Consider the following 14,918-nt stretch of genomic DNA (forward strand, 5'->3'; position numbering starts at 1 on the left):
TTTTTGTATTCTGAAACACCAGTTATAGCGTAGGGTTGACAAGTTTCGTTCATATCAGCGATCTTGCGGCGGCCGTTGCCGACGCGGATCTGATCATTGAGGCGATTCCTGAGGTCGTGCCGATCAAGACCGACTTCTATCAGAAACTTGGACCGTTGGCGCCTGCCAAGACGGTGTTCGCGACGAACTCTTCGACGCTGCTGCCGAGCCAATTCGCCGAGGCGACGGGCCGTCCGAGCCAGTTTCTTGCGCTCCATTTTGCCAACGAGATCTGGAAGAACAATACGGCGGAGATCATGAAGCATCCGGGTACGGACGCCAAGGTGTTCGACGATGTGATCGAATTCGCTCGTGCGATCGGCATGGTCGCGCTGCCGCTGCAGAAGGAGCAGCCAGGCTACATTCTGAACTCGCTGCTCGTTCCGCTCCTCGACGCGGGGCAGAAGCTGCTGGTTAGAGGAATAGCGGATCCGGAGACGATCGACAAGACGTGGATGGTTGCGACAGGAGCGCCGAAAGGGCCGTTTGCTATATTAGACATTGTCGGGATAACGACCGCGTACAATATCGGCAATGCGAAGGCGGAAGCAACGGGCGATCAAGAGATGAAGAAGATCGCGGAGCTGCTGAAGACGGAGTATATCGACAAGGGCAAGCTAGGTGCGGCGACGGGCGAAGGCTTCTATAAGTATCCGAACCCGCGTTACTTGGATCCTGATTTTCTGAAAAGTTGATTCGAGTCGGGCTTTCTCTCAGCAGGATCGGCTGTGGGAGGCTCTTTTTCTCATGGGCATATTGCATAGAAAATACTTCCACATAAATTAGATATAGGATAAGATGTGTGTACGATGTTCCGAAGGGAGTGAGCGGCATGAAAAGCCGGGCTAATTCGACAATGATGACGATTATGGTGATTGCGAACTGAATATAGCTGGTGGACGCGAGTCCCCACTTTCTTGAGACATACTGCTCATTTTTCCTGACTTCATGCGAGGGTTATTTGATTTGCCCTCCTTCCATAAGGATAAACAAGACCGCAGGTATAGCCTCGCGGTTTTTTTTGCGCGCTTTTATAGACCAATAGATGAATAGACGAGGAGCATGCCGATGCTGAAGTTACAATATTTGTTTCATAACGAGGATTTGGCCAAAATGATCTTGGGTAACTGGCATTACGACGAGGACTCGCTGGAGCTGTTCCAGTATTACCGGATATCGTCCAATGCCATCTATCCGTTCCGACTTGAGGGAGCCGTTCGGCTATTGCGGTTCGCTCCAGTGAAGGAGAAGCGTAAGGGGAACATAGCAGCCGAACTCGAATTCATCGCTTACCTGCGTGACCAAGGGTACGGGGTGTTGGAGGCGGTGAAATCGAAGCACGGGGAAGAACTCGTAGAGATTCGGACGCCGTGGGGCGACTACTATGCGTCTGTATTCAAACGCGTCGCTGGGGTGCAGATCGGCCAGACGGATCTTCGCGACGAGATTGCGTTCAAGCACGGTCAAGCTTTAGGGCGGCTTCATAAGCTGAGCACTCAATACGAGCCTGCAGGAGGTTGTAAGCGGTGGAGTCATGACGAAGCGCTGACGTGGATGAAAGAGGAGCTGGCGGATTACCCGCAGGAGACGGCTGCGCTGCGCGAGGTGGAGCGGCTTCGGATGTACTTCGACTCGCTTCCGAAGACGATGCATAACTACGGACTGATCCATTATGATTTTGAGTTCGATAATGTGTTCTATGATGAGGCTGCGGGCAGCTGCAACGCGATTGATTTCGACGATGCGATGTACCATTGGTACGCGATGGACATCGAGCAGGCGCTGGACAGCTTGAGGGACTGCATACCAAGCGAGAGCTATGAGCAGAAGAAACAGCTCTTCATTGAAGGCTACCAATCGGAGTATGAACTCGCAGAGGATTTCGAGGCGATTCTGCCGGCTTGCCGGAGGTTCGCGAACCTATACGGGTATGTGCGCGTGCTTCGATCAAGCGCGGAGAAGTGGGATAATGAGCCGGAATGGCTGGTCGGGCTGAGAGACAGGCTGGCGCAAGCGATGGAGAGAAAAGCGGTCTGCTTCGATACGGTCATCCAGTAGAGCCTAGAGAAACCTACACTTAGAGAATCACAAGTCCGCTTTAGTGGACAGCAGCACACTCCGTTCGCGGAGTGTGTATTTTTTTTGTTAGGCAGGCGGAATCATATTGACATTAATATCCAATGAGACCTAATATAATTACGATACCGTATAGTAAATTAATTGAGTTCGAGAGGATGATCGAAATGATCGTACAGAAGCTTCAATGGGCAGGCATACGCATTGAATCGGGCAATGCGCGAATCGTGATCGACCCGCTGTACAATTTCCCTGCGAAGTTCGGGCAGTCTCATGAGCCGATGCTGCCGCTGGACCAGTACGGACCCGTAGACGCCGTTCTTATTACGCACCATCATGGCGATCATTTCGACCCTGCCGCCATCAGCTCGTTCTATGGATCCGATACTCCAGTCTATATGCCAGAAGGGTCATTAAAGTACGCGGGGAACAGCGAACTGACGAATATTCGCGGCGTTGCGCTCGGCGAGACCGTTGAGATAGGCTCGTTGAAGGCGACAGCCTCGTACGCCGTAGATGGGGTCGGCGATCCGCAAATCTCTTGGATTGTTGAAGACGGCGGGAAGAAGCTGTTTCACAGCGGGGATACGTTGTGGCATGGTTATTGGTGGCGGATCGTCCATAAGCACGGTCCGTTCGATGTCGTCTGCCTGCCAGTCAATGCAGCAGTGGTGCAGTTCCCGGGCTTAACGCCGAGCGGCCTGCCGATCACGATGTCGCCGGAGCAGGCAGTAGCTGCAGCTGTCGTGCTGGAGGCAGCGGTTCTGCTGCCGATCCATTTCCGTGCGATCCACCATCCGCCGCTGTATACGCAGACGCCTGACATTGTGGAGCGGCTGCAGAAGGCGGCGAGCGATCGAGTGAAGCTCGTTATTTTGCAATCCGAAGAGACGCTTATTGTGTAAGGAATCGGAACGATCTGAACGAGTCTGAACGGATCAGGATGCCATCACCCTTTGCAAGAGGATGTCGAAATGGCTATATTTTAATTACGTACCGGTATCGTAACGTAATCCATTTCGAATCGAGGAGAGTCTACAGTGAGTTCAGACATTCCATCACGCAGACCAGGCAGACCGCGCAGCGAGCAGGCGGACGAAGCCATCTTACGAGCAGCTCGCGAACTCATGTTGGAATATGGCGTGCAAAGCTTCAGCATGGATACGCTGGCGCAGCGGGCAAACGTCAGCAAGCCGACAATCTATCGCAGATGGGGAACGAAGGATGAACTGCTGACGGATGCATTCGGTTATGCCTCGGAGCAGACGGTGGTCCCTGATACTGGAGACGCCTTGCTTGACCTGCGACAGCTGTTAGAGCAGATGCTTGCATCGTTCAATTCGCGGTTTGAAGGGAAGTCCTATTCCGCTCACAAAATGATTGCCGGGATGCTCGACTCCCCGCAGTTCATCGCGCAATATGAACAGAACTTCATTCAGCCTCGCCGCAAGGCTTATCAGGCTATTATCCTGCGAGGCAAGCGAAGCGGGCAGATCCGCGAGGATGCGAATGAAGAAACGCTCGTCGATCTGGTCAGCGGATCCTATCTCTACTGCTTGTTATTCAAACCGTCGGAACTGGCATCAGGCCAATGGCTGGAGCAGGTGTGGCGGCTGCTGGAAGATGGGATCGGCAGACTGAGAACGTAAGCGCGAAGCATCGAAATGGACTTATCAACTACTAGCGGACTCACCTCATTGCAGGTGGGTCTTTTTTAGTGCGGGTTAAACATTGCATTGTTTTCCTTCAGAGATTAAAAATAGAAATGCTGCGAATACTACCCTTTGGTTCGCTTAGCGATCGAATTGAAGGGAGAGATTATGGATGACCGAACAGAATGGCAAAGTCATTATCATTACAGGCGGTGCCAGCGGGATCGGCAAGGAAACGGCGTTGAAGCTGGCGGTTCAAGGGGCAACGCTCGTCATTGCTGACTACAATGATGCGGCTGCGCAGCAGTTGGTGACCGAGCTCGAATCGTCGAATGTGACAGCGGCAGCCTATAAAGTGGATGTCTCCAAAGGGGACGAGGTCAAAGCACTTATCGATTGGACGGTTCAGAAATACGGAACGTTGAGCGGTATTTTCAACAACGCGGGTATCGGCTTGGTGAAGCCATTCCTCGAGATGGACCCTGCTTCATATCATCGCGTCATTGACGTGGATCAGCACAGCGTTTACTACGGGATGTATTACGCGGCCAAAAAGATGGTCGAGCTCGGCGTAGCCGGCACGATCGTCAACACGGCGTCGATCTACGGCACGATGGCGGCCGTCGGCAGCTTCAACTACAACGCAGCGAAAGCAGCGGTTGTCATGATGACCAAGTCCGGTGCGCTGGAGCTCGCCGATCACAATATTCGGGTCGTTGCCGTAGCGCCTGGCTTCATCAACACGCCGATTCTCGGCAATGATGATTCGATTAAGAATCATCTCGGCTCCCTGCATATGCGGGGCAGAATCATTCAGCCCGAGCAAGTGGCCAGCGTCGTCGCGTTCTTGTTCAGCGACGCGGCAAGCGCCATTAACGGTCAGACGATTCCGGTTGACGACGGGTATTTGAGCTTCAAGACGAAGCAAGGCTAATAGCGGCATCGACAAGAGAAGTCCTTCAACCCCGAGGTGTTGAAGGGCTTCTTGGCGTCCATACCATTTACCGCTTCATGACAATTGTGATTCGTATTATAATGGGTGGCAAATGAAACGAGATAGGAGCTGGAACGATGAGTGAATTTGCGATGTCGGACGAGAACGAGTCGCCATGCCACTATCGCAGGGCGCTGGAGATCGTCTCGAGCAAATGGACGGTTCTCGTGTTCTACGAGCTGGAATCCGGCAAGAAGCGTTACAGCGATCTGAAGAAGCGGGTGGAAGGCGTTACGCAGAAAATGCTCACCCAGACGCTGCGTCAGCTGGAGCGGGACGGACTCGTTGTGCGGTATGTCTATCCGACCGTCCCGCCGACCGTTGAATACGAGCTGACGCCGCTCGGTGAAACGTTGATCGAACCGATGCGAACGCTGCATCGATGGACGGACTCGCATTACGATTCGGTCCTGCAGGCAAGACGGTCCTTCGACCGGCAGAATGCATAACGGTTGTTATTTCCATAGCTCCTCATTAATAAGTGCATACACATCATGACCTTCCTCGAACACATCCGTCATCGCGTAGAACGTATGAATCATGCCTGCGTATCGTTTCATCACGACTTGAACGCCGCAATCCGCAAGCTTCCGGCCATACTGCTCGCCTTCGTCGCGCAATGGATCATACTCTGCCGTTACAATCAGCGCTGGCGCCGCACCTTTCACCTGGCCATACATCGGAGAAGCAAGTGAATTGGTGCGTTCCGCATCTGAATTCAGATAGTGCCCCACGCAGTATTCGAGCAATGCCGTCTCGAGAAAATATCCGGCGGCGTAGGTGCGCTTCGATTCGTAATCTCCCGCCCAGTCCGTTACTGGACTGAGCAGAATTTGATGTGCGATCTTGAATCTGCCGCGTTGGACGGCTTGTTGTGCGACGATCGCGGCCAGGGTGCCGCCAACGCTCTCGCCGGCAACCGACACGCGCGACGGATCGAATCCAAGAGCGGCTGCGTTATCGTACACCCACTGCGTCGCGAAGATCGCTTCATCGACGGGTACAGGGAATTTGTGCTCGGGGGCTAGCCGGTAATCGACGGAGACGACGGCGTGACCGGTCTCGGCTGCCAGCTTGCTGCTCATCGGATCGTAATGTGCCATTCGGTTGAAGACGAAGCCGCCGCCATGGAAGAACACGATGACAGGCAAGGGCTGCTGCTCGGTTCGCGGGCGGTAAATTCGAATAGGGAGCGCACCATGTGGGCCGTCCAGCTCCATATCTTCAATGGCTGCCAGATCGAAGTTGTCGGAGATGGCATTCGCAATGACGACTTGCCGAATCTCCTCTGGCGACATGGTGTGCAGGGATGGGAAACCTGCAATATCGGCTAGAAACTGTTTTGTTGCTGCCGGCATTTGATTGTTCATGATTGATTCCTTCTTTCTCTTCTTAGTGATTGGCTGTTCTGTTCCATGACTTAACCTTACAGCACGGTCTGAGCATGCGTAAGAAGGCACTTTATAGTGGCGAGGCCACTTAAAAGTGCCTTATAAGCGGTGTCTGCATTCGCGGGTTCGAAATTGGGCAAGAAATGGTATAGTGAGAACAAACGGAAGATCTGCGAAGGGGGCAATGATGATGACGACGTTGAATGAAATACCGGCCGTGAAAGCCGAAATGATGATTCGTAAGCCGGTGGCGGAGGTGTTCGAAGCTTTCGTTGATCCAGCCATTACGACGAGGTTCTGGTTCACGAAGAGCAGCGGACGGCTTGAGACGGGCAGCCGTGTTCGTTGGGAGTGGGAGATGTACGGCGTTTCGGACGAGCTAAGCGTGTTAACGGTCGAGCCCAATAAGCGTATTCGAATCCAGTGGTCGGGTGGTACGGAGACGGAGTGGACATTCACGCCGCGAGCAGACAGCGAAACGATGGTGGAGATCGTAACTACAGGTTATGCGGGCAGCGGAGACGAGATCGTTGGACGAGCTGTCGACGACATGGGGGGATACACGATCGTGCTCTGCGGTGCAAAAGCATACCTGGAACATGGCATCGCGCTCAATCTTGTGGCGGACAAAGCTCCGTATGCGAATGTGAACCGTTAAAGTGAAAATGGATCAGCCCCGAATCCTAGTTGTCCATAGGAAGAGGGGCTGTGTTCGTCAAATAGGCTCATAAATAGGCGTGTATACCGGTTATGAAGTGAAGCTGCGACTCATACATTGTAAATAAATGAATGAGTCATTCACTCATAACTGGAGGGATTTCAATGAACGGACTGAATCAAGCGAACCAAGCAAAGCAAGCCAAGCAAGTGAGCCATATAGGTGTGAAAGGGCAATACGCTCTTATTACTGGCGCGACCAGCGGGATCGGGTTAGCGGCTGCACATGCGCTGACGGCAAGAGGGATGAACATCGGCATTGTTGCACGCAATGAATCCAAAGCCAATGAAACTGCGGCGCAGCTGCGGGCAGCTTGCAGCGAACCTATTCATGTGGATGTTTATATCGCGGACCTGTCCTCGCAGCAATCCATTCGAAGCGTGGCGGATCAGATTGCGGCTAAGTGTCCGAAGATCGATCGGCTAATCAACAACGCCGGCGCGATGTTCGTCGAACGCAAGGTGACGGCGGATGGACTCGAGATGACGTGGGCGGTTAACCATATGGCCCCATTCTTGTTGACTACCCTTCTCCTAGAGCGGGGGATGCTGGCTGAGCATGCACGTATAATCACGACATCGTCACATGGTCACAAAATGGCTAGAAAAGGAATCAGCTTCGACGATCTAAGCGGGAAACGGCAGTTCGGACTGCTGGGTAAAATGACAGGCGGCCCTAATTTCCGTTATGCCGAGACCAAGCTGGCGAATATATTGTTCTCATCTCAGCTGGCGGAGCATCTGAAGGGCACGGGCATCACGGCGTATAGCTTCGATCCGGGGCTAGTCTCCACGAACTTCAATCAGGACAACGGCTTGCTGGCAAGAATGACGATGGCGGTCATGAAACGTTTCTCGAGTACGGCTGAGCATGGGGCAGAAACGTTGGTCTGGCTGGCAGAAACGGATGCGGCGAATTTAGCCAATGGGGGTTACTACGCAGATAAGCAGGCGAAGACACCGTCTGCGGCAGCACGCGATATGAAAGCGGCGAAGAGACTGTGGGAAGTGAGCGTGGAACAAACCTACGTATCCCAGCCATAAAGGATCGAATGACTCGCATAGGGAGGAAGGAGTCTATATATGGCAAGAGTGGCTAAGGCGCAGGCAGAGCAGGCATTCGATGAGCGGAGAGAGCAGATCAAACGGGCGGCGCTTCGGATTTTTGCAGAGAAGGGGCTTGCCGGTACGAAGATGAGCATGATCGCGGATGAGGTAGGCATAAGCCACGGGCTGACCTATCGCTATTTCAGCTCGAAGGATGAGATCTTCGTGCTGCTCGTAGAGGAGGCGGTCGAAGAGGCGGCAGAGGCGATTCGCAATATTGGGCAGCTGCCAGGGACGCCGTTGGAACAGGTAAGGGCATTCGCATTGCGGCTGCTGGACGAGAGTCATCGAGATTATTTTCTGCTCGTTCAGCAAGCGCACAAGTCCGATGGTGTACCTCTTAAGGCGAAGGAGGCTGTACAGCGCTATTCTCCTCAATCAACGATCGAACTGTTATTCCCCATCTTCATTCGAGGGCAGGAAGCGGGACAATTCGCGGAGGGCGATCCGCACAATCGAATCATTCTGTTCCTGTCGATTCTGACGGGTCTTATGCTTCAGGATGCGAGGTTGCTGGGGGTTGAATGGACGCAGGAAGTGGACCGGTTGATGCGCGTGTTGACCTAATGCGAGAGTTTTTGCGCAACGAATCATTCTCCATATATACGTACAAAAAAGACCTTCACAGTTACTCCGTAGTGAAGGTCTTGTCGTCGCGTTAACGCAGCATGATCGATCCGCCATCGACCATAAGCGTCTGTCCTGTCATATAGCTCGCATCATCGCTCGCTAGGAATACAGCTACGCGTCCGATGTCGCGCTCGCAATCTCCCATCCGCTTCAGTGGAACGCCATTGACCATTGCTTCGTATTCGGCAGGGAAGTATTCGCTCCACTTCTGTACGCCTGGCGAATTCGCGATCGGACTGATGCAGTTGACGTTGATGCCGTCAATGCCCCATTCGTTCGCAGCAACGCGCGACAGGCCGCGGATAGCTTCCTTCGCTGCACCGTAAGCGCCTTGCGTCGGCATGCCGCTAAGCCCTGCGCCGGAGGCGAAGTTGATCACTGAGCCTTTGTTTTCTTTCAAGTAAGGATAACAGTGCTGCATCAGGAAGAAGGTTGGGTAGAAGCTTGTATTAAACGATAGCGCCAGATCCTCCGGCGTTGTCTCGGTAAGCATGACCTGCTTGGAGACATGGGCGTTATTGACAAGCACATGAACAGTTCCGAACGCTTGCACAGTCTCATCCACGATGCGTTTGAGCTCGGCTCGGTCTGTAATATCCGCTTTGATGAATTTACCTTGGCCGATCTCATTCAATTCCTTCTCCGCAGCCAGTCCGCCCTCGTTGTTGACATCTACAATGACGACCTTAGCGCCCTCCTTGGCCATAGCGTGCGCAATGCCGCGACCGATGCCGGAGGCGCCGCCTGTAATAATGGCTACGCGGTCTTGAAGTTTCATGTTAAATGCCCTCCTGTTATAGAAATTAATCATGAGTGAAGGTTCCGAGTTACAGGGTCAAACCACCATCAACCAGAACGATAGAACCGGTCATGTAGCTCGCTTTGTCAGAAGCGAGGAATGCAACCATCTCCGCCAGCTCATCTGGCTGAGCGTACCGTCCCATGCGCATATTGCCGATTTCCTCTGGCACGTAGCCGCCCGTCATGAACGTCTGCTCGACGCTCTTCGTCAGCGCGGTCTCTACGCCACCCGGACAGATGCCGTTGATCCGAATGCCCTTCTTCACATATTCGATTGCAGCGCCTTTCGTCAGACCGACAACAGCATGTTTACTTGCAGAATAAGCGGATGCGCTGTGTTCGCTCTTTACGCCAGCTGTAGAAGCCGTGTTGATGATCGTGCCGCTCTGCTGCTGTTCCATGACTTTCAGTACATATTTCATGCCGAGGAATACCCCTCGAACATTGACGTTGATGACGCGGTCGAACTCGTTCTCCTCGATGTCGGCAAGCTTCGCAAACTTCTGAACGACTCCGGCATTATTGAAGAAAATATCGATGCGGCCGTAGGCATTCATCGCGGCTTGTACATAGCGCTGAACATCCTCGGTCTTCGAGACGTCGGCTTGTACGAAGATCGCCTCGCCGCCTTGCTCGTGAATCAATCGAACGGTCTCCTGACCGGATGCTTCGTTGAAATCGACGGCCACGATCGTGGCGCCGTAGCTTGCCATTTTCAAACTGCTTGCACGGCCAATGCCGCTTCCTGCTCCCGTAACGACTGCTATTTTATGATCCAACATTTCGTTCATCCCTTTCGAGCGTGGTAGCAGTTGTTTCACTGCACCCTCAGTGTAATGCGCTTTCATAATGGTTAATTGTATTTATTCATGATTTGTTGTACTTTTTTCATCATAGATGGTTAACCTTAAATGCAATCGATGGAGGCTCGTATGAATACGCTGATCGAGCTCAATACATTCGGCAGGCTGCTTCATCATGCGCTGCAGCTTCCCGTATTTGTTATACAACCGGGGCGGACTATCGAATCGGCATATGTTGATACTGCTATTGCAGATAATCCGTTTTTTGCTCTGCTGCGCGAGGAAATCGCCGGGTACGCTTATGCGCTGTATGCTGCGGAGCAGCCCATTCATTTCTCTCGCGCAAGGCTGCAATATTTCTTCGTCAATGCGAACGACGAGGATAGGCTAATCGGGACGATTGTCGTTGGCCCCTATTTGCACAAGAAACAAGAGGACGATCAATGGCTGGAGACGGTTGAGGAGCTGCACGCAAGCAATCGTGGATGGTTGTTGGAATTGTACGAGGAAATTTCCATCGTGACAGAGGAGCGGGCGCAAGCATTAAGCCTCATGGTGCACTTCGCCATTCGCAGGCAGGCTGTCGATCCGTCTGCGGCGCTGCTTTCAACCGATTTGCTGTTCCATACGCTGGTCGAAGATAAGCGGGAACGGGACGCGGAGCTGTCCCTTAGCCGCCGCAGCGGCATGCTGCATACGAACCTGTCGCATGAGCGCGTACTGCTGCATTACGTTCGCGCAGGGGAAAGGGAACGAGTTCGGACATTCGTCATGGAGTCCATTGTCGGGGAAGATGAATTCGGTCTGTTATCCAAGCGCAGCCGCCTTCGCAGCGAGAAGAATCTAATGATTACCGGCATCGCCTTAATCTGTCGAGCGGCGATCGAGGGCGGATTGCACGAGGAAGATGCGTTGACGCTCAGCGACAGCTATATCCAGCAGTTGGAGGAGAAGGACAAGCTGCAAGAGGTCATCCGCATTATGCGGGAGGCGTTGTTCGATTTCGTTGATCGGGTGGCAGACGTGCGTCGAGGCCATTATTCGCCTGCTGTACAGGATTGCCTGCATGAGATCGCCAACCAATTGTACGGCGAGATTACGCTTGATCGGCTCGCCGAGCTGACGCATCTGAGTCCGAATTACTTGTCTGGCTTATTTAAGAAAGAGGTCGGGCTTACGATATCGGAGTATGTCCAGCGCGAACGGATCGAGGAGGCGAAGAGACTGCTTGCTCTTACCGACTATCCGATCACTGACATCGCGACGTGGCTTAATTTCAGCGACCAAAGTTATTTCAATAAGGTGTTCAAGCGATGGCAGGGCAGCACGCCGAAGAGCTATCGGCAGTCCGAACAGCGCCCGGGTCGCAAGCGTGCCGAACCGAGCAGCACGGAATAGAACCAAGAGGATAAGAAGAAGAGACCAGTCTCCCGATCGGTGACTGGTCTCTGTTACATAACCTACTCGCCGTACTCGCTCCAATATTTCGATAGTCGATCCTGCAATGCGGCTTCTAGATCTTTGCCATCTTCCTCGGCATCTATTTCCGCCCATACAATGGCATCCGACAAGGGTCCGCTTAGACCTCGGAAAGCGCCCCCTACACCGACTTCAGGCAGCCATTCCATCTGCGAGTACCAGCGCTCGGAATAATCCTTCTTCCCGCCAGCGTTCTTCACGATATATAAGCGGTGAAGGACGTTAACGTTGTCTCGATAGGTGTAGTAGAAGTAGCCCTTCTCCTTCAATTGCTTCGTAATGTTGATTTTCTTGCCATCAACGTTAACCGTTAGGCGTCCCCACCACGATTCCTTTACGACCCAAGGGCCTTTCTCATCACCGCCCATTGCACCCTTAGCATGCTTACTCTTTCCATCAGTTACATAGTGCATGCTAGTCCCGTTAGCGAAGTAAACGGTCGTCCCTTTGCCGTTGAAAACTTCTTGGTACTGTTTCTCGTGGTTCCCGACGATGGCTGCGTATGCGGTGGCTGCCAATAGGAGCACGAGCACGCTGGCTGAGATGGACATGACCAGTTTGCGATAGCGTGGAACTCTTTTGGGTTGAACCCTCACGACTGCGGTTCCTTCGCTTGTCCCAAGCTGCTGTTCCATGGCGTTCCACATGCGGTTTTTCTGTTCGTCGGTCGGCGTCAACGTTTCGTAGAGCTCGTTAATATGATGATTGGTCATAATGGCCTCCTAAGCTAATTCTCATAAGTGCGCGGCCTTTGGCCAGTTGGGTCTGGATGGTGCTTTCTTTGCGGCCCAGCATGCTCGATAGTTCTCTGACGGAATAGTCCTCGTAATAATACAGATAGAGTATGATCCGATATTTGGCAGGCAGGGACAGCAGCTTCTCCAGTACGGCGCCCGAGCCTTCGCGGTCATCATGCCAGATGCCCTCCGGCAGTACGGCTAGATCGACTTGCCGAGTTCTCCACCAGCTCTTCAACTGATCCTTGCAGTGATTGCGCGCGGTAACGATCAGCCACGCCTTCTCGTGCTCGAAATCCCTGAAACCGATGTCGGATTTGAACAGCTTGAGAAAAACCGACTGAACCGCGTCCTCCGCATCCGTTCGATTCTTCAGATACATGAAGCAAATGCGGTAAACCCGATCTACATTTCGTTGGTACACTTCATTCATGCTTTCACCTCGTATATGATGAACACGATTGTGAACGTGCGAATATCCTTGTTTGATTGAATAAACATATATTGGTTGAACCTCTCGAATCAGTATTTTCAACTTGGTATAAGTGAATGATCAGGGCCTTAGGCTATTTGCGCAAAATAATAGCACTCACGCGAATTGCGTAAGTGCTTGATAAAACCCTATTCATACAAGCGTCAACAGCATATCCTTCATCTGCCTTCGCTGCTCGCTCGACAGCTTCTCCATAAGCTTCTCGGATATTTCGGCACTGACGGACCGAATGGTCCGAATATGGGGCTTGGCCATGTCCGTCAACGAGATGATGGCTGCTCGTCGATCCGTAGGGTCTACGGTGCGCTGGATAAGTCCGCTCTGTTCCAGCGCCTTGATGAAATCGGTTATGGTACGGGGCTTCAGGTCGAGCGTGGCCGCCAACTCATTCATGCGAATCTGTTCAGCCTTCCAGACTTCCATTAACAGACGCAGACGCGGACCCGAGATTGGAATGGGCAGGTTTAGTGCCGCCAACCGTTTCTCGAATTCGAATTTCAAGATGCGGGCGGTCGTGACGAACAAGTAGAAGATATCAGCAGCTTCTTCGTCCGGTTGATGGTGCGGCGATTTGTCCATACGTTGAACGGCCTCCTTTCGCAATTTCTACTACTCTTATCTTACTTCATCGCGGCTTTTCGTCAAACTAAGGTCGTATTGACGCGCGATCTGTAAGTGGGTACACTCACAGTATCATTAAATTAGTGAGGTTACTCACTAATTATGTTCATATGGAGGTACCATGATGGAAAATGCACAACAACAGCGGCGAGCCGAGAAATTGTGGACGGCCGATTTCATTCTGATTACGTTCGCCAGCTTCTTCTTGTTCTTCGGGTTTCAAATGCTGCTGCCTACCCTGCCTGTATATATGCAGGACTTAGGCGGCGATAACACGGCTGTCGGCCTTATTATCGGCATCTTTACCGTATTCGCGCTCGTGACGCGCCCCCTGGTCGGAGCGGTGATGGGCAATAGTAAGAAAGGCTGGCTGATGGCTGGTCTTCTTCTCTGCTTCGTTATTATATCAGGTTACCATTGGACGACTTCGGTCGTATTGCTGCTGCTGGCGAGGTGTGTTCATGGCGTTGGCTGGGGCGTAGTCACGGTTACGTCCGGCACGCTGGCAGCGGATGTTATTCCAGCAGCAAGACGCGGCGAAGGCATCGGCTACTTCGGTCTTGCAAGCACGCTCGCGATGGCGCTGGCGCCTGCGATCGGCCTGGCGATTCTGGATGGCTCATGGCATATGCAGGGCGTTATCTTCATTGCGGCGGGCAGCACGATCTTATCTCTACTATGTGCATGGGGTGTTAAGCGGAAGCGCAGCAATAAGGACGTTCATACCGCTAATGTCGAGAAGCCGCAGGCGAAGCCTTCCTTCCGTTCGCAGCTGTTCGAGCCGAAAGCGCTGTTCCCTTCGCTGCTTGCTCTGCTGATTGGGATCGTCTACGGCGGAATCGTCAGCTTCATCACGCTGTTCGGCAAAGAAGTGAATATCGGCAATGTTGGCTTGTTCTTCACCCTTAACGCCGTGTGCTTGCTGATTGTGCGTCTCATCTCCGGGCGGTTGTTCGATCGTAAGGGCCATGTATGGGTCATCCTGCCGGGCAGCGTACTGATGGCTGCTGCGCTGATCGTGCTGTCCTACGCACACGACTTGACGACCCTGGCGATCTCCGCCGTTCTTTTCGGTCTAGGCTTCGGTGCCGTGCAGCCGTCGCTGCAAGCGTGGATCCTGAACCGCGTGGAGCCAGCCAAGCGGGGGCCGGCTAATGCAACCTTTTACTCCATGTTCGATCTAGGCATTGGCGGTGGTGCGATGCTGCTCGGACAACTAGCGGAAGCGACCAGCTACGCTGCGATGTACCGTTATTCGTTCTTGGTTGTCGTGTTCTTCTGCCTCGTATATGTGTCATATGTGTGGAGAAGAAGCGAGAGCTCTTTAAAATAACAAGTACATTACCGAAATATAGTAGGCAATCATGATTTTCTTCAC

Annotated in this window: 17 protein-coding genes; 11 read left to right on the plus strand and 6 right to left on the minus strand. The window is 52.8% G+C overall.

The genetic code is table 11. From position 1 onward, the window contains the following. The first annotated feature begins 35 nt into the window (after positions 1 to 35). The 6 genes from SBI19_RS20935 to SBI19_RS20960 all read left to right on the plus strand — a co-directional run bounded on the left by SBI19_RS20935 (position 36) and on the right by SBI19_RS20960 (position 5,210). Positions 36 to 734, plus strand: a complete 699-nt coding sequence (locus SBI19_RS20935; protein WP_317971465.1) for a 3-hydroxyacyl-CoA dehydrogenase — start codon at positions 36 to 38, stop codon at positions 732 to 734. A 373-nt stretch (positions 735 to 1,107) separates the two neighbouring features. Further along, a complete protein-coding gene (locus tag SBI19_RS20940; RefSeq protein ID WP_317971466.1) occupies positions 1,108 to 2,097 on the plus strand; it encodes a phosphotransferase enzyme family protein in 990 nt (329 codons plus the stop codon). 185 nt (positions 2,098 to 2,282) lie between these two features. Next, entirely contained in the window at positions 2,283 to 3,020 is a 738-nt protein-coding gene (locus tag SBI19_RS20945; RefSeq protein WP_317971467.1) for an MBL fold metallo-hydrolase, read from the plus strand. A 135-nt stretch (positions 3,021 to 3,155) separates the two neighbouring features. After that, on the plus strand, positions 3,156 to 3,764 hold the full coding sequence (locus tag SBI19_RS20950; RefSeq protein WP_317971468.1) for a TetR/AcrR family transcriptional regulator: 609 nt from the start codon (positions 3,156 to 3,158) through the stop codon (positions 3,762 to 3,764). A gap of 175 nt (positions 3,765 to 3,939) precedes the next feature. Next, positions 3,940 to 4,701 (plus strand): SDR family NAD(P)-dependent oxidoreductase, encoded by a 762-nt coding sequence (locus tag SBI19_RS20955; protein ID WP_317971469.1) that lies wholly within the window; start codon positions 3,940 to 3,942, stop codon positions 4,699 to 4,701. A 137-nt stretch (positions 4,702 to 4,838) separates the two neighbouring features. After that, positions 4,839 to 5,210 carry a winged helix-turn-helix transcriptional regulator gene (locus tag SBI19_RS20960; RefSeq protein ID WP_317971470.1) on the plus strand — a complete coding sequence of 124 codons (372 nt, stop codon included), beginning with the start codon at positions 4,839 to 4,841 and terminating at the stop codon, positions 5,208 to 5,210. A gap of 6 nt (positions 5,211 to 5,216) precedes the next feature. Here the strand turns inward: SBI19_RS20960 and SBI19_RS20965 are convergent, their stop codons facing one another. Next, positions 5,217 to 6,131 carry an alpha/beta hydrolase gene (locus SBI19_RS20965; RefSeq protein ID WP_317971471.1) on the minus strand — a complete coding sequence of 305 codons (915 nt, stop codon included), beginning with the start codon at positions 6,129 to 6,131 and terminating at the stop codon, positions 5,217 to 5,219. A 211-nt stretch (positions 6,132 to 6,342) separates the two neighbouring features. Between SBI19_RS20965 and SBI19_RS20970 the strand changes: the two genes are divergently transcribed. The 3 genes from SBI19_RS20970 (at position 6,343) to SBI19_RS20980 (ending at position 8,543) form a co-directional block, all read left to right on the plus strand. Then, positions 6,343 to 6,810: an SRPBCC family protein gene (locus tag SBI19_RS20970; protein ID WP_317971472.1), complete on the plus strand. Its 468-nt coding sequence runs from the start codon at positions 6,343 to 6,345 to the stop codon at positions 6,808 to 6,810. 164 nt (positions 6,811 to 6,974) lie between these two features. Then, complete coding sequence (locus tag SBI19_RS20975) at positions 6,975 to 7,913, plus strand: SDR family oxidoreductase (RefSeq protein WP_317971473.1); 939 nt, start codon at positions 6,975 to 6,977, stop codon at positions 7,911 to 7,913. 39 nt (positions 7,914 to 7,952) lie between these two features. Next, positions 7,953 to 8,543 carry a TetR/AcrR family transcriptional regulator gene (locus SBI19_RS20980; RefSeq protein ID WP_317971474.1) on the plus strand — a complete coding sequence of 197 codons (591 nt, stop codon included), beginning with the start codon at positions 7,953 to 7,955 and terminating at the stop codon, positions 8,541 to 8,543. A gap of 91 nt (positions 8,544 to 8,634) precedes the next feature. Here SBI19_RS20980 and SBI19_RS20985 read toward each other — a convergent pair whose 3' ends face one another. Together SBI19_RS20985 and SBI19_RS20990 are read right to left on the minus strand one after the other, a co-directional pair. Continuing rightward, a complete protein-coding gene (locus SBI19_RS20985) occupies positions 8,635 to 9,384 on the minus strand; it encodes an SDR family NAD(P)-dependent oxidoreductase (RefSeq protein ID WP_317971475.1) in 750 nt (249 codons plus the stop codon). A 49-nt stretch (positions 9,385 to 9,433) separates the two neighbouring features. After that, positions 9,434 to 10,189 carry an SDR family NAD(P)-dependent oxidoreductase gene (locus tag SBI19_RS20990; protein WP_317971476.1) on the minus strand — a complete coding sequence of 252 codons (756 nt, stop codon included), beginning with the start codon at positions 10,187 to 10,189 and terminating at the stop codon, positions 9,434 to 9,436. Positions 10,190 to 10,339: 150 nt separating this feature from the next. On the opposite strand from SBI19_RS20990, the gene SBI19_RS20995 reads away from it, so the two are divergent. After that, complete coding sequence (locus SBI19_RS20995; RefSeq protein WP_317971477.1) at positions 10,340 to 11,608, plus strand: helix-turn-helix domain-containing protein; 1,269 nt, start codon at positions 10,340 to 10,342, stop codon at positions 11,606 to 11,608. A gap of 62 nt (positions 11,609 to 11,670) precedes the next feature. Here the strand turns inward: SBI19_RS20995 and SBI19_RS21000 are convergent, their stop codons facing one another. The 3 genes from SBI19_RS21000 to SBI19_RS21010 form a co-directional block, all read right to left on the minus strand. Next, positions 11,671 to 12,402 (minus strand): hypothetical protein, encoded by a 732-nt coding sequence (locus SBI19_RS21000; protein WP_317971478.1) that lies wholly within the window; start codon positions 12,400 to 12,402, stop codon positions 11,671 to 11,673. Then, positions 12,383 to 12,859 (minus strand): RNA polymerase sigma factor, encoded by a 477-nt coding sequence (locus tag SBI19_RS21005; protein WP_317971479.1) that lies wholly within the window; start codon positions 12,857 to 12,859, stop codon positions 12,383 to 12,385. The genes SBI19_RS21000 and SBI19_RS21005 overlap by 20 nt, the downstream gene beginning before the upstream one ends. Before the next feature lie 192 nt (positions 12,860 to 13,051). Then, positions 13,052 to 13,498, minus strand: coding sequence for a MarR family winged helix-turn-helix transcriptional regulator (locus SBI19_RS21010; RefSeq protein ID WP_317971480.1), 447 nt, complete (start codon positions 13,496 to 13,498; stop codon positions 13,052 to 13,054). A 163-nt stretch (positions 13,499 to 13,661) separates the two neighbouring features. On the opposite strand from SBI19_RS21010, the gene SBI19_RS21015 reads away from it, so the two are divergent. Further along, positions 13,662 to 14,873 (plus strand): MFS transporter, encoded by a 1,212-nt coding sequence (locus SBI19_RS21015; protein WP_317971481.1) that lies wholly within the window; start codon positions 13,662 to 13,664, stop codon positions 14,871 to 14,873. Positions 14,874 to 14,918: the final 45 nt, after the last annotated feature.

The organism is Paenibacillus sp. CCS19, from assembly GCF_033239625.1.
In the GTDB taxonomy this organism is placed as follows: domain Bacteria; phylum Bacillota; class Bacilli; order Paenibacillales; family Paenibacillaceae; genus Paenibacillus_T.

What these genes read in the sequence shown, in the direction of transcription:
- SBI19_RS21005 (WP_317971479.1), bottom strand. Translation starts at nt 12,859, where the DNA reads ATGAATGAAGTGTACCAACGAAATGTAGATCGGGTTTACCGCATTTGC.
- SBI19_RS20940 (WP_317971466.1), top strand. Translation starts at nt 1,108, where the DNA reads ATGCTGAAGTTACAATATTTGTTTCATAACGAGGATTTGGCCAAAATG.
- SBI19_RS20995 (WP_317971477.1), top strand. Translation starts at nt 10,340, where the DNA reads ATGAATACGCTGATCGAGCTCAATACATTCGGCAGGCTGCTTCATCAT.
- SBI19_RS20975 (WP_317971473.1), top strand. Translation starts at nt 6,975, where the DNA reads ATGAACGGACTGAATCAAGCGAACCAAGCAAAGCAAGCCAAGCAAGTG.
- SBI19_RS21010 (WP_317971480.1), bottom strand. Translation starts at nt 13,498, where the DNA reads ATGGACAAATCGCCGCACCATCAACCGGACGAAGAAGCTGCTGATATC.
- SBI19_RS20960 (WP_317971470.1), top strand. Translation starts at nt 4,839, where the DNA reads ATGAGTGAATTTGCGATGTCGGACGAGAACGAGTCGCCATGCCACTAT.
- SBI19_RS20955 (WP_317971469.1), top strand. Translation starts at nt 3,940, where the DNA reads ATGACCGAACAGAATGGCAAAGTCATTATCATTACAGGCGGTGCCAGC.
- SBI19_RS20965 (WP_317971471.1), bottom strand. Translation starts at nt 6,131, where the DNA reads ATGAACAATCAAATGCCGGCAGCAACAAAACAGTTTCTAGCCGATATT.
- SBI19_RS20985 (WP_317971475.1), bottom strand. Translation starts at nt 9,384, where the DNA reads ATGAAACTTCAAGACCGCGTAGCCATTATTACAGGCGGCGCCTCCGGC.
- SBI19_RS20980 (WP_317971474.1), top strand. Translation starts at nt 7,953, where the DNA reads ATGGCAAGAGTGGCTAAGGCGCAGGCAGAGCAGGCATTCGATGAGCGG.
- SBI19_RS21000 (WP_317971478.1), bottom strand. Translation starts at nt 12,402, where the DNA reads ATGACCAATCATCATATTAACGAGCTCTACGAAACGTTGACGCCGACC.
- SBI19_RS21015 (WP_317971481.1), top strand. Translation starts at nt 13,662, where the DNA reads ATGATGGAAAATGCACAACAACAGCGGCGAGCCGAGAAATTGTGGACG.
- SBI19_RS20945 (WP_317971467.1), top strand. Translation starts at nt 2,283, where the DNA reads ATGATCGTACAGAAGCTTCAATGGGCAGGCATACGCATTGAATCGGGC.
- SBI19_RS20990 (WP_317971476.1), bottom strand. Translation starts at nt 10,189, where the DNA reads ATGTTGGATCATAAAATAGCAGTCGTTACGGGAGCAGGAAGCGGCATT.
- SBI19_RS20970 (WP_317971472.1), top strand. Translation starts at nt 6,343, where the DNA reads ATGACGACGTTGAATGAAATACCGGCCGTGAAAGCCGAAATGATGATT.